Source organism: Cobetia sp. L2A1 (assembly GCF_009796845.1).
In the GTDB taxonomy this organism is placed as follows: Bacteria; Pseudomonadota; Gammaproteobacteria; order Pseudomonadales; family Halomonadaceae; genus Cobetia.
Genome location: NZ_CP047025.1, coordinates 2800193 through 2818401, shown reverse-complemented (window position 1 = coordinate 2818401; position 18209 = coordinate 2800193). Strand labels below are relative to the sequence as shown.

At 56.5% G+C, this 18209-nt stretch carries 17 protein-coding genes; 12 read left to right on the top strand and 5 right to left on the bottom strand.

The genetic code is table 11. From position 1 onward, the window contains the following. Nucleotides 1-74: 74 nt before the first annotated feature. On the bottom strand, nucleotides 75-1421 hold the full coding sequence (locus GQR90_RS11985) for a Na+/H+ antiporter family protein (protein WP_158774320.1): 1347 nt from the start codon (nucleotides 1419-1421) through the stop codon (nucleotides 75-77). Nucleotides 1422-1699: 278 nt separating this feature from the next. On the opposite strand from GQR90_RS11985, the gene GQR90_RS11980 reads away from it, so the two are divergent. After that, nucleotides 1700-2320, top strand: coding sequence for a YrbL family protein (locus GQR90_RS11980; RefSeq protein ID WP_158774319.1), 621 nt, complete (start codon nucleotides 1700-1702; stop codon nucleotides 2318-2320). 95 nt (nucleotides 2321-2415) lie between these two features. Here GQR90_RS11980 and bioA read toward each other — a convergent pair whose 3' ends face one another. After that, nucleotides 2416-3726, bottom strand: coding sequence for an adenosylmethionine--8-amino-7-oxononanoate transaminase (gene bioA / locus GQR90_RS11975; RefSeq protein WP_158774318.1), 1311 nt, complete (start codon nucleotides 3724-3726; stop codon nucleotides 2416-2418). Nucleotides 3727-4422: 696 nt separating this feature from the next. Here bioA and GQR90_RS11970 point away from each other — a divergent pair. Continuing rightward, nucleotides 4423-4809: a histone-like nucleoid-structuring protein, MvaT/MvaU family gene (locus tag GQR90_RS11970; protein ID WP_158774317.1), complete on the top strand. Its 387-nt coding sequence runs from the start codon at nucleotides 4423-4425 to the stop codon at nucleotides 4807-4809. Between the two features lie 232 nt (nucleotides 4810-5041). On the opposite strand, the gene GQR90_RS11965 is transcribed toward GQR90_RS11970, so the two are convergent. Both GQR90_RS11965 and GQR90_RS11960 read right to left on the bottom strand, forming a co-directional pair. Next, on the bottom strand, nucleotides 5042-5848 hold the full coding sequence (locus tag GQR90_RS11965) for an anti-sigma factor (RefSeq protein ID WP_158774316.1): 807 nt from the start codon (nucleotides 5846-5848) through the stop codon (nucleotides 5042-5044). Continuing rightward, nucleotides 5845-6423, bottom strand: a complete 579-nt coding sequence (locus tag GQR90_RS11960) for a sigma-70 family RNA polymerase sigma factor (RefSeq protein WP_158774315.1) — start codon at nucleotides 6421-6423, stop codon at nucleotides 5845-5847. The genes GQR90_RS11965 and GQR90_RS11960 overlap by 4 nt, the downstream gene beginning before the upstream one ends. A gap of 405 nt (nucleotides 6424-6828) precedes the next feature. Here GQR90_RS11960 and GQR90_RS11955 point away from each other — a divergent pair, with 405 nt between their 5' ends. The 6 genes from GQR90_RS11955 to GQR90_RS11930 all read left to right on the top strand — a co-directional run bounded on the left by GQR90_RS11955 (nucleotide 6829) and on the right by GQR90_RS11930 (nucleotide 12543). Beyond that, nucleotides 6829-7713 carry an NAD(+) kinase gene (locus GQR90_RS11955; protein ID WP_158774314.1) on the top strand — a complete coding sequence of 295 codons (885 nt, stop codon included), beginning with the start codon at nucleotides 6829-6831 and terminating at the stop codon, nucleotides 7711-7713. Between the two features lie 16 nt (nucleotides 7714-7729). Further along, nucleotides 7730-8821, top strand: a complete 1092-nt coding sequence (locus tag GQR90_RS11950) for a metallophosphoesterase (protein WP_158774313.1) — start codon at nucleotides 7730-7732, stop codon at nucleotides 8819-8821. 300 nt (nucleotides 8822-9121) lie between these two features. Continuing rightward, nucleotides 9122-10012, top strand: a complete 891-nt coding sequence (locus GQR90_RS11945) for a rhomboid family intramembrane serine protease (RefSeq protein ID WP_158774312.1) — start codon at nucleotides 9122-9124, stop codon at nucleotides 10010-10012. A 252-nt stretch (nucleotides 10013-10264) separates the two neighbouring features. Continuing rightward, nucleotides 10265-10549, top strand: a complete 285-nt coding sequence (locus GQR90_RS11940; RefSeq protein ID WP_158774311.1) for a YeaC family protein — start codon at nucleotides 10265-10267, stop codon at nucleotides 10547-10549. Beyond that, nucleotides 10537-11496 carry a DUF2797 domain-containing protein gene (locus tag GQR90_RS11935; protein ID WP_233266273.1) on the top strand — a complete coding sequence of 320 codons (960 nt, stop codon included), beginning with the start codon at nucleotides 10537-10539 and terminating at the stop codon, nucleotides 11494-11496. Before GQR90_RS11940 ends, GQR90_RS11935 begins: the two co-directional genes overlap by 13 nt. 177 nt (nucleotides 11497-11673) lie before the next feature. Beyond that, nucleotides 11674-12543, top strand: coding sequence for a glycine betaine ABC transporter substrate-binding protein (locus tag GQR90_RS11930; protein ID WP_158774310.1), 870 nt, complete (start codon nucleotides 11674-11676; stop codon nucleotides 12541-12543). 188 nt (nucleotides 12544-12731) lie between these two features. Here GQR90_RS11930 and GQR90_RS11925 read toward each other — a convergent pair whose 3' ends face one another. Next, nucleotides 12732-14279 carry a RimK family protein gene (locus GQR90_RS11925; protein WP_158774309.1) on the bottom strand — a complete coding sequence of 516 codons (1548 nt, stop codon included), beginning with the start codon at nucleotides 14277-14279 and terminating at the stop codon, nucleotides 12732-12734. 219 nt (nucleotides 14280-14498) lie between these two features. On the opposite strand from GQR90_RS11925, the gene GQR90_RS11920 reads away from it, so the two are divergent. The 4 genes from GQR90_RS11920 to GQR90_RS11905 all read left to right on the top strand — a co-directional run bounded on the left by GQR90_RS11920 (nucleotide 14499) and on the right by GQR90_RS11905 (nucleotide 18206). Further along, nucleotides 14499-15086 (top strand): GNAT family N-acetyltransferase, encoded by a 588-nt coding sequence (locus tag GQR90_RS11920; RefSeq protein ID WP_158774308.1) that lies wholly within the window; start codon nucleotides 14499-14501, stop codon nucleotides 15084-15086. Between the two features lie 133 nt (nucleotides 15087-15219). Beyond that, nucleotides 15220-15708: a YajQ family cyclic di-GMP-binding protein gene (locus GQR90_RS11915; protein ID WP_158774307.1), complete on the top strand. Its 489-nt coding sequence runs from the start codon at nucleotides 15220-15222 to the stop codon at nucleotides 15706-15708. A gap of 222 nt (nucleotides 15709-15930) precedes the next feature. Further along, nucleotides 15931-16782 carry a CvfB family protein gene (locus GQR90_RS11910; protein ID WP_158774306.1) on the top strand — a complete coding sequence of 284 codons (852 nt, stop codon included), beginning with the start codon at nucleotides 15931-15933 and terminating at the stop codon, nucleotides 16780-16782. A 254-nt stretch (nucleotides 16783-17036) separates the two neighbouring features. Beyond that, nucleotides 17037-18206 carry a glycerate kinase gene (locus tag GQR90_RS11905; RefSeq protein WP_233266271.1) on the top strand — a complete coding sequence of 390 codons (1170 nt, stop codon included), beginning with the start codon at nucleotides 17037-17039 and terminating at the stop codon, nucleotides 18204-18206. Nucleotides 18207-18209: the final 3 nt, after the last annotated feature.

Below are 18209 nucleotides of genomic sequence, written 5' to 3'. Positions count from 1 at the left end.
GCCAAGGAGGTAACTCCTCCTTGGCGGGCGTTGTCGTGTCAGTCGTGTGGCGACTCATGGAGCCGTATGGCGTATTACAGCGTCATCGCGGCGATCCAGCCAAAGACAATAAGCGGGATGTTGTAGTGGATGAAGGTCGGCACCACGCTATCCCAGATGTGGTCATGCTGCTGATCGACATTCAAACCGGATGTTGGCCCGATGGTTGAGTCAGAGGCCGGTGAGCCGGCATCACCCAGCGCGGCAGCCGTGCCGATCAATGCGACGGTTGCCAGCGGTGAGAAGCCGAACTGCAGTGCAAGCGGTACATAGATGGCGGCGATGATAGGAATGGTCGAGAAGCTGGAACCGATGCCCAGCGTGATGAACAGGCCGACCATCAGCATCACCAGTGCAGCCAGTGGCTTGTTATCACCAATGATATGGAAAGATGCATCTACCAGTGTCTGGATATCACCAGTGGCCTTCATGACCGAGGCGAAACCAGCAGCGGAGATCATGATGAAGCCGATCAGCGCCATCATGCGCATGCCGGAAGTGAAGAGGTCATCCGCCTCCTTCCACTTGAACAGGCCGCCCAGTGACAGGATGGCGAAGCCTACCAGGCCTCCCAGGATCATGGAGCCAGAATAGAGCTGAATGACCAGCGCGGCGATGATGGCCACGACGCCCATGATCAGGCCACTACGCGTTGGGGTATGGTCTGGGGTGTAGCCCGGCACGTTGGTGGATTTGATCTCGCGGGTCGCATAGTCACGCGGCTTGCGGTAAGAGACGAAGACGGCAGTCAACAGACCGAGGAACATGCCGCCGACGGGAATCGCCATCGCCATGGGGACCATGCCACGTGTCACTTCAAGGCCCATCGCCTGGCCCGCCTCATTGATGTTGGCCAGCAGAATGTCGTTGAGGAAGATCGAACCGAAACCGACCGGCAACAGCATGTAAGGAGCCGTCAGGCCGAAGGTCAATGCACAGGCAATGGCACGGCGATCGAGACGCAGACGGTTCATCGCTACCAGCAGGGGCGGAATCAGGATCGGGATGAAGGCGATGTGCACCGGGATCAGGTTCTGGGAGGAAATTGCAACCAGTGTCACGCTGCCTAGCAGACCGTACTTGATGGCGGCCTGGCGGCGCGGAGTGCTCTCGCCATTGAGCATGCCCACAAGGCGTGCAGCGAGCATGTCGGGCAAGCCAGAACGTGACAGGGCCACGGCAAAGGCGCCTAGCGTGGCGTAGGCCAAGGCGACCTTGGCACCACCGCCAACGCCATCATTGAAGGCTGTCATGGTGTCGGTCAATGACAGGCCGCTGAACAGGCCGCCGACCAGTGCGCCGGCGACCAGAGCAAAGACGACCGAGACGCGGGCAAGGGATAGACCGACCATGACCAGGACGGCCAGAATTACCGCATTCATGCGAGTACCTCAAAAGATGTGAGTGCCAATAGCGAAGATCGCCAGGGTGCGTGGCCACCCAATCTCGGGCAATACCTCGCATGATGTTCGCCGGATGTCTTCATCCTGAAAGCCATCAAAAAACGGCGCGCCATCGTACCAGATGGAGGCATCAATCTGAATGATTGATGAACGATGGAGGCGGCATCTGGGCCAGGTTGGCGCCGCTTGGCAGCATTTTGTAGAATGCCGTGCTGTCCGGCGGCTGCAGTCGCAGGCGTTATTCAACAGGAGTGCGCATGCTGGAGCTGGAAAATGCCCGCGTCATTGGCATGGGGAATGATCGGCGCGTCTATCAAGACCCGCAAAATCCACGCCGCTGTATCAAGGTGCCACGCTATCCCGATAAGGGAAGTCGTCAGAATCAGCGCGAGCAGCGCTACTTTGAAGGACTTGTCAGGCGAGGAATGCGTGATTGGTCCCATGTGCCGGCGTATCACGGCAGCGTGGCGACCCCAGAGGGGCTGGGGCTGGTGTTCGATCTGATTCTCGATGGTGACGGCACCACCTCACGGCGCCTGCGTGACGTCTGCAATGACGATCCTGCATCGCTGAGTGGTAGCGAGTTGAGAGAGCAACTGGCCAGTCTCTATCACTATCTGGATAAGCGCTGGTTGATTCCATCAGACTTGAACGATCGCAATGTCGTGGTGCAGTTCACTCCCGGCCAGCCGCCACATCTATGGCTGATTGATGGCATCTCCAATCCTGACTTTCTGCCATTGGCCACAGGTGTTGCCTGGCTGGCTCGGCGCAAGATTGCGCGCCGCTATCGTCACTTTCTCAAGAAGCTGCTCAAGGGCGGGCAGCTCACGGCGGCGGACCATCAGCAGCTTGAAGTTCGGTTATGGGGTGTTTGAAGAATAAGCGGTCGCACCTGTTCCATCCGTTTTCCTATCTCGAACATACATCACGCTCGCCTGGTGCGATGTATGTTCGAGATGCAGGTGTCAGCTCATTGGCTCGGCGCGCTAAAGTGACTGGTCATGGCTCGCGTAATCTGTCGCAAATCCTCATGTGACGTGATGTAGGCGGGCATTGTGTATAGCCAGCGTCCGAAGGGGCGTAGCCAGACACCTTGCTTGCGAGCATGCACTTGTGCCCCTTCAAGACTCTTGGCGTCATGAACTTCAATGACTGCAGTGGCACCCAGTACACGAATATCGCGAATGGCGGGATGGGAAAACTCAAGCAACTCTTCGCGCAGTACCTGATTCAACTCTGCAATCCTGGCCAGATAATTGTCTTCCTCAAATACCTTGAGGCTTTCCAGTGCGACGCGGCAGGCCAATGGATTACCCATGAAGGTGGGGCCATGCATGAAGGCGTTGTCAGCATCCTCGCCATCGAAGGCATGAAAGATATGGCTCTGTGCAATCGTTGCCGCATGCCCTAGATAGCCGCCGGTCAACCCTTTGGACAACACCATGATATCGGGCGTGACATTGGCGTGCTCACAGGCAAAGAGTTTTCCGGTGCGGCCAAAACCAGTAGCGACTTCATCGAAGATCAATACGACGCCAAATTCGTCACATAGCGCACGTGCTGCTTCAAGGTAGTAGGGCGAGTACATATTGAGCCCACCAGCAGCTTGCAGTAATGGCTCCATCAACAATGCGGCTATTTCATGGTAGTGGGCTTCAAGGCTCCTTCTTAGACAGGCAATATCAGACGCAACCTCTTCCCGCGTTGCTGTGAAGCCTGCCGTGGGTGCGGGCGCAAAGTAGTGCTTGGGTAGAAAATCGGCGAATAGTGAGTGCATGCCTTCTTCGGGATCACACACCGCCATGCAGCCTGCGGTATCACCGTGATATGCCTTCATCAGGGATAACATGCGTGTACGCCCCCTGGTGTCATCACGATCTTTACGCTGCTGCTGATATTGCACAGCCATTTTCATCGCGACTTCCATTCCGACGGAGCCGCTGTCCGAGAAAAAGACATGATTCAGCCCCTGCGGTGTAATGCGCACCAGTGCCTCGGCAAGCTCCACTGCGGGACGGTGCCGTATGCCACCCAGCATGACATGACATAGCTCAGCGGCTTGTGCTTGGATGGCAGAGACCAGCCGTGGGTGACCATAACCATGAATCATGCACCACCAGGAACATGTGGCATCCAGCAATGTTTCGCCACCGGCGAGCGTCATGCGTGAGCCGGTGCCGCCGACGATATCAAGAGGCGCAGGCATGGCCTGCATCTGAGTATAGGGATGCCAGAGCGCCTGCTGTGGAAGTGGTTCAGAGGTGAGTCGAGTGCAGGACATGTGAATTCTCCAGCAGGTAAGAGAGACGGAATGCTCTTTGTTAACATTTTTATTCTATCAGGTTGACTACTAATGATAAACGACGCTATATGGCGAAAAACACGCTTCGACGTAAGCTAGTTTGCTCATTTTTCTACTTTAGAAATTCTTGCTGTTGTAACGAAGAATATCTGTTTTGCATGAGCTGCAAAGAAAGCCTCGGACTTTGTATGAACCGTAAATGAAGAGGGGCCTCTCATGAAGTACTGCAACGCTCGACGGAATGAATGCCCCATGAACAGGTATTGTGAATAACCCGTGAACTTTTAGGGCCGAATGCGCTCACAGGCTTAACGTTGGGAGTCCAGGCGCAGTACAATATCCTCTCTATCAAGGTAAGCGTCTTGTAACCAATGAGATTGATGCTAGTGCTTAATGATGTCAGTAGGTATTGAGTATTGTTTTTAAGCAGGGTGTTGCAATATCATCAAATATTGCATATTTTTGAAACACGCTATTTAACGCTTCACGTTGCCGGTATCTCTGGTCTATAATCGCTCCTGTCCTTGTGCGGGTGCTTAAATTGTCCCGAGTGTCCTGCACAGATCTTATGGGTGGGTAGTGATTTGTTTGTCAGGCAAATGAATATTTTCCCGACTGATTTCAGCGCAACCTTCCTGTGCCTTAATTGCCTGTCCCGATAAACTGGAGATGTCCATGTCCCTGCTAACTGACTTCATGCAGAAAGAACAAGAGCTCAAGAAGCTTCAAGAGCAACTTGAAACGCTGCGCAATGATGACCGTTTGAAAAATGAGCTGGAATTCAAGGATAAGCTGGATGCCTTGATGAGCGAGTACGGCAAGTCCACTCGTGATGTCATCTCTCTGTTGGACCCGAAAGCGTCCCAGTCTCCGGCTGCCGCTTCTGCTGGCGAGAACAAGTCTGGCGGCGTGCGCCGCAAGCGTAAGCTCAAGATCTACAAGAACCCGAACACCGGTGAAGTGATCGAGACTCGTGGTGGTAACCACAAGCAGCTGAAAGAGTGGAAAGAAGCTCACGGTGCTGAAACCGTTGAAGCTTGGCTGGAACGTACTGAAAGCTAAGTGATACGCGTCTTGAGGTGTGGCCCAGGCTCCACCCGCGCTGATACCTGTAAAGATGTCGCTTCAGGTATAAAAAAGCCCCGCCAATGCGGGGCTTTTTGCTGTCTGGCGTTTCGCCAGTAGGGTCATCACCACTACAGGTACAAGGAGCCCCTGGCGGCATTCACGCTTTCAGGGGCGCCTGTAGCGTGCGACGGCTTGTTCGTGGCCGCGTAGCTGATGAGTGCTGTGTCTAACTGTCGAGCTGATTGAGATCAACCAACCGGCCAATAGCGAGGACCTTGCCCGTCGGTTTGCCCGTCGGCGAACCGCCATCAGGTTCAAGCGTCATCTCCAGCAGCTGCCCCGGATTCATGCTGCCAATTTGCGCAGCGCTTAGTTCGATACCTGCTACGGCGTCTACCAGGCCCAGCGAGCGTGGACCTTCGGCTGGGTCGGTTAGTGTCCACAGCTCGATCACACCGTCAGAGGGCTGCGCTATGCTCGTCTTGGGCGTCAGCTGAAGCCCGCCGCTGGTGGTGACATGTGCCACCCACGTTGGCGTACCCGGGTCTTCCAGCGTCTGCAGAACGGCCACCATGCGCTGTTCGGCGGAACTGGAGGGTTGCACTGCCATGTCAGGCGCACGGGTGTCAGCGCCGTCCTGAGGGGCGAAGGGGCCGATCTGCATCGCGAGGGCAAGCGCCAGACCTGCACCCAACCCAAGACCGATACCGCCACCCAGCCAGCGTACCAGCCACGATGGCTGGCGTCCCTTTTCACGGCTTGCTGAAGAAGCTGTCGGGGGCGCTTGCTTCAGACGTGTGAGACTTGCATCGATACGCTTCCAGAGCGAATCAGAAGCAGGCTCAGGAGGCAGGCGATCACTGACGCTCAGCCAGTGCTGTTGCCAGCGAAGGGCCATGCGGGCGGCGGCATCGTCGCGTGCTATCCAGGCACGTATCTCTTCCTCGCGCTCTGGGTCCAACAGGCCTAGCGTATGTTCACCGAGCAGCAGGTTCTGCTCTTCAGGTGATTCGGGGATAAGGGAAGTATTCATCGTGACAGGCACTCCTGCAGTAGCTTGAGTCCGGCGCGAATGCGTCCCTTGATGGTGCCGAGTGGTGAGCTCATCTTCTCTGCGATCTGCTCGTGCGTCAGCCCCTTGAAGAAGGCCAGCAATATGGGTTCACGGCGAGGCAGCTCCAGTTCACCAAGACAATCGCTGAGCTGATGCGCTGTCTGACTATCATCTGCGGCGGTTTCCGGATTGGCGAGTAAATCTGCCAGGGTATCGAGCGCATCGCTGTTACCCCGCGGTGTACGCCCTTGAGCACGCAACTGATCCAATGCGCGATAACGTAAGATGCTGAACAGCCAAGCGCGGCCGTTGCCCAGTTCTCGCCGATATTGTCCGGCATTGGACCACAGCTTGATGAAGGCATCGTGGACAGCATCTTCTGCTTGATCTCGACTCCCCAGCAAGCGCATCGCGAGCGCAAGCATACGACCCGATTCCAGATCATAGAGACTGCGAAAGGCGGATTCTTCACCACGGGCACAGGCTTCGATAGCGCTGGCGTGATCGAAGGTGTCTGATTCCTGCGGACTGGCAGACGGTGTGTGTGCTGGCATGGTGGTGCCGGCTCCTCTGGGTGGGGATCCATTGTTAAAGTGACGGTAGCCGGACCCTTGGGCGATGGCAAGCTGCATGAGCAAGTACTCCTGAAAGTAAGGCGCGGGCGACGGTGAGTTATCAATAGTCAGTGCCATCAAGAACAGGCTCGTCAAGAACCGGTTCGTCAAGAACAAGAGACGTAGAGAGTCAATGACATCGATAACACTGCCGCGCAGGACATGAGGGACTGACTGGTTTAACGCTCACGCGTGGAAGATGGATGTATGGGAGATAGATGTTATGCAACATCGTGTAGCGCCGATATGAGGTGATATGGGACGAAAGCCGCTACGAAAGTCGGGCGCATTGCCGGCTGTGCAGGGAGTCCGCATAATGGCCGTCATGACAGCCGGGGAGGCGTAATGGAGCAGAAATTCAATACGATCGGTGTGATCGGTCGGCTGGGCAGTGCTCAGGTGGTCGACACGCTCAAGCGCCTGATTCGCTTTCTGGATGCCCGTGGGCTCGCCATGGTGATCGAAGAGCGTACCGCTACGCTGTTATTGGACCATGGTTTGGAAGTGGCCAGCCGTCGTCAGATGGGTGAGCGCTGTGATCTGGTGATTGTCGTCGGTGGTGATGGCAGCCTGCTGGGCGCCGCGCGCGCGCTCTGTCGTAGTGGCACCCCAGTACTGGGTGTCAATCGAGGCCGGCTAGGCTTTCTCACGGATATTCGGCCCGATGAGCTGGAGCAGAAAGTTGAAGAGGTGCTGGGTGGTCAATATCTCAGTGAGCAGCGCTTCTTGCTCGAGGCAGAAGTCTTCCGTGATAACGAGAAGATTGGCGCCGCAGATGGCCTGAACGATGTCGTGCTACATCCGGGCAAGGCTGCGCGCATGATCGAGTTTGAGCTGTTCATCGACGGGCAGTTTGTCTATTCCCAGCGCTCGGATGGGCTGATTGTCGCGACCCCGACGGGGTCAACTGCCTATGCGCTGTCCGGTGGTGGCCCGATCGTCCATCCTCGCCTTGAGGCGATTACGCTGGTGCCGATGTTCCCGCATACGCTATCTAGCCGGCCGATTGTCATCGACGCGGCCAGTGAGATAACACTGCATATCAGTGCCAGCAACTCGACGTATCCGCATATCAGCTGTGATGGTCAGACGCAGGTAGTCGCCAAACCCGGAGATGTGCTCAAGATTCGTCGCAAGCGTGAGCGTTTGACGCTGATTCACCCACTGGAGCACAACTATTTCGAGATCTGTCGTACCAAGCTCGGCTGGAGCAACCGCCTCGGCGAATGACATCAAGGCTCACTGCATGAATGAGTTTGTGACGCCACAAGATGGCTATGATCTGATCGGTGATGTGCATGGCTGCGGCGCGACCCTGGCGACGTTGTTGGAGACGCTCGGCTATCATCTGATCGATGGTGTTTATCGTCATCCGACACGCAAGGTGATCTTCCTTGGCGATATCATCGATCGCGGCCCGCGCATCAGGTTGGCGGTTCAGTTGGCCAGTCGCATGGTCGATGCCGGAGAGGCGCTGATCGTGATGGGGAATCACGAGTACAACGCACTGGCTTATTGTCGGCGTGGGCGTCAGCAGAAGGGCGAGGAGCACCGCAGCTTCTTGCGGCCGCATACGTCACGGCATAATCGCATCATTCGCGAAACGCTGGAGCAGTATCAGCATCATCCCGATGAGTGGGACGAGGCGCTGCGCTGGTTCATGCGTATGCCGCTGTGTCTTGACCTGCCGCCGCTGGCGCCTGGCAAGAGCGGCCTGCGAGTGGTGCATGCCTGCTGGGATGAGCCGTTGGTGCGCGCTTTTCTTGAGCGCTGTCCTGATGGACGCATCGATGAGGATTTTCTACACGATTCCATTGATTCCAGCAGCTTTGCCTGGCGAGTACTGGAGCGACTGACACGTGGCGCGAGTCTGCGTTTGCCGGAAGGTGTCGAAATTCACTCCGGCGATGGCTTCACGCGACGTAGCTTCCGTACCCATTTCTGGGCGCGTGAACCGCGCACCTATGGTGATGTCGTCTTTCAGCCGGATAATCTTCCGGGCGAACTGGAATCCCGCTGGCTGAGTGATGACGAACTTGCCAATCTCCCCTATTACGGAGTGGAGCAACCGCCATTGTTCTTGGGGCATTACTGGTGCGAGGGCCTACCGGCGCTACCTGCACCTAACATCGCCTGTCTGGATTACAGCGCCGTCAAGTTCGGCCGATTGGTGGCCTATCGCTTTAGTGGTGAGGCAACCTTGGATGCTGAAAACTTCGTTTGGGTACCGGTGCCACGTGAACCCTCGCGGCGGCCACTGCCTGAGGAGCTACCTGCTGATGCACTATCGAGTCAGGAGTACACTGAGGGCCAGGGTAGTGATAAGCCTGTAGAGTAATCAGCGGCAGCAGCAGGTGTTGAAGTCGCCATATAGGCTTTGTTTAAAAATACGTTGATGGTCATTGGTTTTTTCAATCGAAGTGCGGTGAACCATTCGCCATTGGCGTACTCTGAGTAAGTGTTCCCTTGAATGATCCCTTGCTCAGTCCGGTGGCCCCCCACCGGGCTTTTTTTTATGCCTGTCTGATAGCCATTCGGGACGCCATGTTGATGTCCCGCCCGTCATGTCTTTCTTTTATGCGTCTCGGCAGCCTGTCGACGGTGCATTACTACTGCCAAGTACTGCTAGGGGCACTGCATGTTCAAGGTTCTGACGTTGCCAGAGGCGTTCGATAGCCTCCCATTGCGTGAAGCGCTATGGGCTGAGGGTATCGGTCATCAAATCACTCACGATGCGCCTGCCTCGCCAGATTCTGGCGAGGCAAAGCAAGTACTATGGCTGGCAGACCCTGAGAAGCTGTCAGTCGTGGTGGCCATGTTGGAGCGCCACTCGAACGGGGAGTCGCTGCGAGATGGTGGTGCTACGCCTGTGAGCGTGCATGGCGTGAATCCCGCTGGGCTCTGGCAACTCATACGTCTGACGCCATTGACCTGGCTTGTCGGCCTGGCTTGCTGCCTTACCGTGCTGGCACAGTATTCCCTCGGTCAGGCGGCAGTGTTCCAGTGGCTGGCGATCGTACCCTTTGAATTGATCGGTACACAGCATATCCGCCCCGAGACATTGTCAGCGACATTATCCGGTGAGTGGTGGCGGCTGTGGTCACCCTCGCTGATGCATTTTGGTGTGTTGCATCTGGTCTTCAATTTGCTGTGGCTATGGGTCTTTGGCCGTCAGATCGAAGCCATTGATGGTCCTTGGCGTTTTGCATTGGTGCTCTTGATCAGCGGCATTGCAGCCAATCTGGCGCAGTACGCGGTCGGCAGTGTGCTGTTCGGGGGGCTCTCCGGCATCGATTTTGCCGTTATTGGTTATGTGTTCATTGCTGCCCGTCGCCGTCCGGCGCTGGGTTACCAGATCCAGCGTTCGTTGATGATCTTCATGCTTATCTATCTTGTGCTGTGCATGACGCCGCTTTCGAATGCTATCGGGCTAGGTGATATTGCCAACGAAGCGCACCTGGGTGGTTTGATATCTGGCCTGGTGCTTGGCTTGCTGTTGCCAAGGCGCATGCGGCAGAAAGCGAATTAGGCAGCTTCAAGTGCTTTGCGACAATGCTTGCGAGATAGTGCGGCAGGAAAGCGCGATGGGTAGTTCACGAGATATCTCACCAGATAACGTCGTTGGATAGCTCCGTAGATGGCTCCGTAGGTAGAGCCCGATGGATCACCGATGAGTCGTCAGAGGTCGCATGCTGACAGCACCAGAGATGACAGTGATAGAATGGCGGCCATCAATCACGGACTGCGACGGCAGCCGTGGCCCAGTATCAGGAGAGAAGCCATGAGCAACATGACCTTTGACGGCATGGTGGGACAGATGACGCCCGCTATCTATGAGAGCCTCAAACAATCCATGCAGCTGCGGAAGTGGCCGGATGGACGAGTGCTGACGCCAGAGCAGGTTGCGCTGTGCATGGAAGCGGTTATCAAGTATGAAGTGCACAACAATGTAACGCCTGAGTCCCGTGTCGGCTTCATCGATAACGGTACCTGTGGTCCGCGTGACGAGACTGCTGAGGACAAGGCTGTCAAGGATGAGCCGGAGCAGATCAAGTGGGTCAATTGACACTCGACGCTACGCTGAAGGCCAGTGAAGATCAGGCCCAGCATACTGTCAGCCACGCTGAGTCTCGTACGCTGAGCGGTAATCTTGCCAAGATGTCGATAGAGCCATCCGGTGAGCCTGTCGTGATTGACACTTCGCCCGAGGCCGTTGCTGGACTGCGTGAGCGTGTAGAGGCCAACTATGCGTTGCGTCTTGGCGATAAGCGTCAGCCACTGAATGCCTATCTAGGCCAGCCGATACGTCTGACCTTCAGCGGTCAGATTCACTGTACACACTGCGGTCGCAAGACCAAGAAGAGCTTCGCGCAGGGCCATTGCTATCCCTGTTTTCGCAAGCTGCCGCAGTGCGATGGCTGCATCATGAAGCCAGAAACCTGCCACTTCGCCGAGGGCACCTGTCGTGACCCGGAGTGGGGCGAGCAGTTCTGTTTCCAGCCGCACATCGTTTATCTCGCCAATTCTTCGGGGCTCAAGGTCGGCATTACGCGTGCGACTCAGATGCCGACTCGCTGGTTTGATCAGGGCGCCATTCAGGCGCTACCGATTGTCGAGGTGTCCAACCGGCTGCAGTCTGGGCTGGTAGAGGTATTGTTCAAGCAGGCGGTCAATGACAGAACCAACTGGCGCGCAATGCTGAAAGGCGATGTGGCTGAGCTGGATCTGGAAGCCGAGCGTGATCAACTCCTCGCACAGATGGAAGACGGGCTGGCGGCACTGCAGGTGCATTGTGGTGAGGGTGCCATTCGCGTATTGAGAACGACGCCGCTGGCGTTTGATTTCCCGGTACGTACTGCGCCCACCAAGGTCACGTCATTCAACTTCGACAAGACACCGGTCGTGGAAGGTGTGCTCGAGGGTCTCAAGGGACAGTACCTGATTCTCGACACTGGCGTGATCAACCTGCGCAAGTTCACCGGCTATGAGATTGAGGTCACGCTGGGCGAGTAAATACTGTCGTCACACTGGCTCTTCTGTCTCAACAACAACGCCCGCTCCCTCTTTGCAGGAGGAGCGGGCGTTGTTGCATTTGGCGCAAAGGATGAAATCTTTATTCCTTTTTGTTATGGTGTTATCTTAATTAAGTTATAAATAATTATATAATATTAATAACAAAAGGATGGCAGCATGATCAAGAGAGCATTATTCGGCCTGCTAGGCGCTGTCGCATTGAGTGCGGCGCTTGGTCAAGCGCAAGCCTCTGATGACCGTAAGGTGATTCTCGGTACCAATAATTGGGCTGAGAATGTGGCTGTCGCCAATATGTGGAAACTGCTGCTAGACACGCGAGGCTATGACGTCGAACTGAAGTCCATTGGCAAGAGTGTCTTGTTTGCCGGGCTTGCAACTCGTGATATCGATGTCACGCTGGAGTTGTGGCTACCTACGTCAGATGCACCGTTTCTAGCGCCCTATGATGACGATATTGAAGTTCACGACATCTGGTACCGCGGTACTGGGCTTGGGTTGGTAGTGCCAAGCTATGTGGATATTGATTCCATTGCAGACCTCAAGGGGCGTGAAGATGAATTTGCCTACAAGGGTCGGCCAACGGTGCTAGGCATCGATGCCGGGTCTGCCATTGCTGCCTTGACCGATGATGCGATTGATCGCTATGAACTCGATATGAAGCAGGTCAATTCCTCGGAGCCCGCGATGATGTCGGCATTGAGTGATGCATATTCACGTCAGGCGCCGATGCTCGTGACGCTATGGAATCCTCATTGGGCATTCGCCAAATACGACCTCAAGTATCTGAAAGACCCTGAAGGTATTTACGGCGATAATGAAGATATCCATTGGATGTCGCGCCTCGCGTTTGGCGAGGACTTTCCGAAGATCACACGGGCCTTGAATGCATGGGAAATGAGTGATGAAGAACTTGCCACACTGATGGCAGGGATCGAATCACGTGGTGACCCGGTGGAGGGCGCGCAGGCTTGGATTGATGAGCACCCTGCACAGATTGAACGCTGGTTGACGGCAGGTGGCCTCTGATGGGCCCGTCAGCATGGCTTGGCAGCATGGCCTGACATCACCGAAAGCCTGAACGCAGCACGCCCGCCTGTCTAACATGGCGGGCGTGCTGCGTTCAGGCAAAGGCACAGAGTCGTTATCCTGAGTCATGATGGCCAAAGAGGCTTGGCCTACCTTTAAAGCCAAGGGGCGGGTTAGCTACGCACGAGTTAGCCAAGTACGGGCTGGCGGCGCGCCTGCATGCGCACCAGGAAGACTTCCATCACGCGACGATAAAGCTCGCGGCCCAGCACCATATCCTCAACGCCTGCATCCAGGTTCGGGTTGTCGTTGACCTCAATCACCACCACCCGGTCTTCCAGCTGCTTGAGATCGACACCATAGAGGCCATCACCGATCAGGCGTGTCGCCTTAAGCGCAGCCTTGATGATCGCGGGCGGCACCTCACTCGGGTCTACCGTGGCAAAGCCTCCGGAGCGAGTCCGGTTACCGCTGTGATCGTAAATTTGCCAATGGCCACGGGCCATATAGTAACGACTGGCATACAGCACCTTGCCGTCGAGCACACCGATGCGCCAATCGAATTCCGTTGGCAGCCATTCCTGCAGCAGCAGCAACGCGGAATCATGGAATAGAATCTCTGCTTCGCGCACCAGTGCTTCCGGCCCCTCAATCTTGACGATGCCACGCGAAAAGGCGCCATCTGGCACCTTCATTACCAGCGGGTAGCGCATGTGCTGGCCACGCTCAGCCAGTTGGCGTAGTTCGCCGCGATGAATCAGGCGACCCTGTGGTGCACTCAGACCACGTGCCTTGAGTAGCTCATGCAGGAAGACCTTGTTGGTGCAGCGCAGGATTGATTGACTATCATCCATCACCACCAGCCCCTCATGCTCGGCACGCTTGGCCATACGATAGGTGTGATGGTCGAGGCTGGTTGTCTCGCGAATGAACAGGCCATCGAATTCAGCCAAACGCCCTTCGTCACGGCGCGTAATCAGGCTGACATCAATACCCAGTCGACGCCCTTCACGAATGAAGTGCTTCAGCGCGGTACGATTTGACGGCGGTAGCGCTTCGTCTGGATCGACCAGCATTGCCAGATCAAAGCGATAGTGATGACGTGCTTTGGGCGTCCGCCAGACCTTGCGTGAGTGGCGGTTGATGGCCTGAGCAAATCGGTCCTCGTCACGTTTTGCCAGATGGCTCAGTGATTGAGGGCGAATACGCTTGAGTGTCCAGGTATCGCCACGTGCTTCAAGGCGTACCTCCAGCAGCGGGCAGGGCAGGCGTTCGAACAGCTTGCGGCCAAGACGTGACAGCGCGGAATCATCGCTTTCCCCAAAGGCCAACAACAGATCAATACGCGGACGCTTGCCATCGACAAGCGGCAGGTGACTCGGTGCTGGTAATGAACCTTTACGCGTGAGTTCTTCCAGCAGCACACGGATGCCGCCTAGCTCCATGTCGATCAATGACTTGCGCGACAGCAGGTTTAGGGTTTCGACAGTCGGCAGCGCTTTTTGCCCGCGCGCCTGTGCCAGCAGCGAGACATAATAGCCGATACCCAGATAGTCGAGTCCGCCGCACAGGTTGATGACATGAGTCGCAGGCTGCGGCGCATCGTCACCAGTCGCTACGGTGGGTGCATCATTGGAGAGCTCTGAGAGGAAGTCATGCGCACTGACGACATCGTCACTGGGATAGAAAGCGCGCCAGTCGGAAACACGGTCAACCACAATACGCAGACGTGACATTTCAGAGCCTTAAAGGGCGGGCACCGAAGCGATGCCTAATATGCGCATCATGAAAAACAATCCCCGTCATCGCAATAGGCTGAAAGGTGAAATAATTTCATGCAATCAGGCCAAGACAAGACACGCCTGCATGGCCAGAATGCAGCGCATCCAAACGCGCCATTTCAAGCTGTCTGTCAATGCAGCTTGCGGGCACTGCCAAGCGAGAGAGCCTGCACCATGACCCCTATTTTGCGTCCTGCCATTCGAGCTGATCTCGATGCTCTTGTAGAGCTAGAGGAAGTGAGCTTTGACAGCGACTGGTTTAGTCGTCGTCAGTTGTCTCACCTCATTCTGCGTGCCAATGCGCGCACGTTGGTGGTCATTCAGCCCGATGAAGAGACAACCTCGCCTCTACAGTCCTCAAGCATGGCGGCGGACTCCAGCAATGTCATGGCTGCCCTGTGGCCGACAGGCAGTATTGAGCAGGATGACGCCACGCCGCTACGTAGTGTGCTGGGTTACGGCACCTTGCTGTTTCGACGCAATTCACAGCGGGCACGGCTCTACTCCTTTTGCTTGCATCCCGATGCACGAGGGCGTGGCCTGGCGCAACAGTTGCTGAGTGCGCTTGAATGCCTGGCCTGTGAACAGGGTTGTCAGCAGCTGGATCTTGAGGTGCATACCGGTAATGCGCCTGCGATCGCGCTCTATGAGCGGCATGGCTTTGCCAAATACGGTCGTCTGACGGATTACTATGCAGACGGCGCTTCGGCCTGGAAGATGCGCAAGACGCTGACGGCACTTGTCGATGCCAACGCCGTCTGAGTCAGACTCCTTGCGTGCGGGCATGGCGCGACACGCCTTCATGGGCTAGGATGCGCTGTTCTTTATGGCACTTTCGTTCTAGGGTGCTTTCGCGTCAATGCGCTATTTTTCAAGGCTCTAAAGGAATCACTCCATGCCGTCATTCGATATTGTCTCCGAACTCGATAAACACGAAGTTCAGAACGCCGTCGATCAGGCCAATCGCGAACTCGCGACTCGCTTCGACTTCAAGGGCGTGACTGCCACCTTCGCACTCGAGAAGGAAGAGAACGTCAATCTTGAGGCAGAGGCTGATTTTCAGCTGCGTCAGATGATTGATCTGCTCAAGGGACGTCTGATTGCACGCGGTATCGACGTGCGCTGTCTGGAAGAGAAAGATCCTGAAAGTGGTGGAGTACGTGCCCGCCAGCAGCTGGTGTTGCGCCAGGGGCTCGATCAGGCGAACGCCAAGAAGGTCGTCAAGGCGCTCAAGGATGCCAAGCTCAAGGTGCAGGCGCAGATCCAGGGCGAGAAAGTCCGTGTGACCGGCAAGAAGCGTGATGATCTGCAGGACGCCATGGCATTGCTCAAGAGTGATGAAGGCATTGAGCTGCCGCTGCAGTTCAATAATTTCCGCGACTGATTTTCGCTGCGCAAGCGGCAGATATCGTCATGCTCAGCACCGCACGCTCCCGGCGTGCGGTGCTGAGTTCGTTTGACTCGCTTTGAAAGCGTAATGTCTCATGTCCAGGCGCTACGCTATCCGTGGTCCAGACGCTACGCTTTCAAAGCGCTTCGCAATTTTCATTTGTTATGTCTGCGCTGATCGTGCCCCAGTGGCATGGCAAGCGCAAAGAGAGGTTACATGTCTGCTCCGCTCGCTATCGGCCAGCGCAATACCCTGACGATCACCAAGCGGGTCGGCTTCGGCGTCTTCGTCGATGGCGGTAGTCATGGTGAAATTCTGCTACCGACGCCCTTCATTCCCCCCGGCTCTGACATCGGCGATGCCGTTGAAGTCTTTGTCAGCCTGGATGACGAAGACCGTCTGCTGGCGACCACGCGTTATCCGCGTGCCATGGCCGGTGAATTTGCCGCACTCAAGGTGGTCGAAGTCAATGATATCGGTACCTTCCTCGATAACGGCCTCAGCAAGGACTTGTTGCTGCCCTACGGCGAGCGCAAGCGCGAGTTGAAGGCCGGTCAGTTTGCGATGGTGCACGTCGGACTCGACAAGCACAGTGACCGCATGGTCGCTTCGATGCGTCTTGATCGCTGGTTGGATAAGGTGCCAAGCGAGTATGCCGCAGGCGAGGAAGTCTCAGGACTGGTCGCCGCGCGTACGGAGCTGGGCATGAAGATCATCATCAACAATACCCACTGGGGTCTTGTGCATCACGACCGGATCTTCACACGTCTGCGTATTGGCAATCGTCTGCGCCTGTGGGTATTGAAAAATGATGGTGATGGCAATATTGATCTGACGCCGCAGGCGCCGGGTCCGGCTGGGCATCAGCAGCTGGCGGATCGTATTCTCGCGAGCCTTGAGGCCAGCGGTGGTGTGCTGCCGTTGGGCGACAAGAGCGCGCCTGAAGCCGTCAGCGAAGCCTTTGGCGCCAGCAAGGCTAACTTCAAGCGCGCGTTGGGCCATTTGAAGCGCGAAGGCAAGGTCAGTCTGGCACCGACAGAAACACGTCTGGTGAAGCCAGCTGAGTAATGTCAGTAACACGTCACTGAATCACTGAGTCAGTGACCTTCAACTGCCGTCCGTCGGGCTTCCGACGGGCGGCAGTTGTGTTTGTGGCCGATGCATGTCGTTGGTAAGGATGAGCTGTCATCCGATTTGAGAAGAGTCGTTTGTGCCGTGGCTGTGTACTATGACACTCATCCTCATTGCTACTCTCGACAAGGAAAGTACGGATGCCCCTTCATGGATCTGACGCAAATTTCGAAACAAGTGTTGATGCAGTAGTGTCTTCATCATCTGCGCCGAGAATTCTGCTGGCCCCGGATAGCTTCAAGGAAGCATTGGCAGCCAGTGAAGCGGCTGAAGCCATGGCCGTCGGTATACGGCGTGTCTTGCCTGATGCCGAGTTGGATCTCTGCCCATTGGGAGATGGCGGGGAGGGCACGTTGGCCGCACTGTTGGCAGCAGCGATTGAGTCAGACCCTATCGAGGCACGTTGCTGTCAGGTACAGGATCCGCTAGGACGCAAGGTCAGCGCACAGTGGGGGTGGCAGCCGGGTAGCCGCACCGCCATTGTTGAGCTAGCTGAGGCCAGTGGTTTGCACCTGCTGACACCGGACGAACGCGATGCGCGTATCGCCAGCACCTATGGTGTCGGTGAGCTGATTCTGGCTGCGCTGGACGTGGGTGCCGAGCAGTTGATTCTGACGTTGGGTGGCAGCGCGACCAATGATGGCGGCAGCGGCATGCTCAAGGCACTTGGCCTGCGCTTGCTGGATGCTCAAGGCGAGGAATTGCCGCCGGGAGGGGCAGCCTTGGCTCAGCTGGCTAGTCTTGACGCCAGCGGACTGGACGCACGTCTCGCGACGCTCAGTGTTGCGGCCGCGGTCGACGTCGATAATCCGCTGTGTGGTCCGCGTGGGGCTACCGCTGTGTTCGGGCCACAGAAGGGCGCCAATCCAGAGCAGGTGGCAGAGCTTGACGCAGCGCTCGCTCGCTTCGCGCGCTTGAGTGCCGAAGTATTGTGCGGCGACCAATCTACTCTCGCGGGTGCCGGCGCAGCAGGTGGCATGGGCTACGCGGCGGCAGCCTGGTTGTCTGGTGCACTTCGGCCCGGCATTGAGCTGGTGATGGAGCGCCTGAACGTCACTGCGCGACTTTCACAGTGCGATCTTCTGATCACCGGTGAAGGTGGACTCGATGGGCAGAGTCTGGGTGGCAAGACGCCCATTGGGGCCGCGCGTGCAGCCAAGGCCGCTGGTGTGCCGACCATCGTATTGGCAGGGCGTCTGGGTGATGGCTGGCAGGCTGCGCATGAAGAAGGCGTAGGTGCCGTCTTCACCTTATGTGACAGTGCCATGCCATTGGAACAGGCGCTGGCACGTACGCCTGAGCTACTGGCAGACCGTTGTGAGGCCATCATGCGCCTGTGGTTGATGGCGCGTAACGCATAAAGA

Bases quoted from the DNA above. Each gene is read 5' to 3' on its own strand.
- bioA (WP_158774318.1), bottom strand. From the start codon at position 3,726: ATGTCCTGCACTCGACTCACCTCTGAACCACTTCCACAGCAGGCGCTC.
- GQR90_RS11955 (WP_158774314.1), top strand. From the start codon at position 6,829: ATGGAGCAGAAATTCAATACGATCGGTGTGATCGGTCGGCTGGGCAGT.
- GQR90_RS11970 (WP_158774317.1), top strand. From the start codon at position 4,423: ATGTCCCTGCTAACTGACTTCATGCAGAAAGAACAAGAGCTCAAGAAG.
- GQR90_RS11945 (WP_158774312.1), top strand. From the start codon at position 9,122: ATGTTCAAGGTTCTGACGTTGCCAGAGGCGTTCGATAGCCTCCCATTG.
- GQR90_RS11950 (WP_158774313.1), top strand. From the start codon at position 7,730: ATGAATGAGTTTGTGACGCCACAAGATGGCTATGATCTGATCGGTGAT.
- GQR90_RS11985 (WP_158774320.1), bottom strand. From the start codon at position 1,421: ATGAATGCGGTAATTCTGGCCGTCCTGGTCATGGTCGGTCTATCCCTT.
- GQR90_RS11980 (WP_158774319.1), top strand. From the start codon at position 1,700: ATGCTGGAGCTGGAAAATGCCCGCGTCATTGGCATGGGGAATGATCGG.
- GQR90_RS11930 (WP_158774310.1), top strand. From the start codon at position 11,674: ATGATCAAGAGAGCATTATTCGGCCTGCTAGGCGCTGTCGCATTGAGT.
- GQR90_RS11940 (WP_158774311.1), top strand. From the start codon at position 10,265: ATGAGCAACATGACCTTTGACGGCATGGTGGGACAGATGACGCCCGCT.
- GQR90_RS11960 (WP_158774315.1), bottom strand. From the start codon at position 6,423: ATGCCAGCACACACACCGTCTGCCAGTCCGCAGGAATCAGACACCTTC.
- GQR90_RS11915 (WP_158774307.1), top strand. From the start codon at position 15,220: ATGCCGTCATTCGATATTGTCTCCGAACTCGATAAACACGAAGTTCAG.
- GQR90_RS11920 (WP_158774308.1), top strand. From the start codon at position 14,499: ATGACCCCTATTTTGCGTCCTGCCATTCGAGCTGATCTCGATGCTCTT.
- GQR90_RS11925 (WP_158774309.1), bottom strand. From the start codon at position 14,279: ATGTCACGTCTGCGTATTGTGGTTGACCGTGTTTCCGACTGGCGCGCT.
- GQR90_RS11910 (WP_158774306.1), top strand. From the start codon at position 15,931: ATGTCTGCTCCGCTCGCTATCGGCCAGCGCAATACCCTGACGATCACC.
- GQR90_RS11965 (WP_158774316.1), bottom strand. From the start codon at position 5,848: ATGAATACTTCCCTTATCCCCGAATCACCTGAAGAGCAGAACCTGCTG.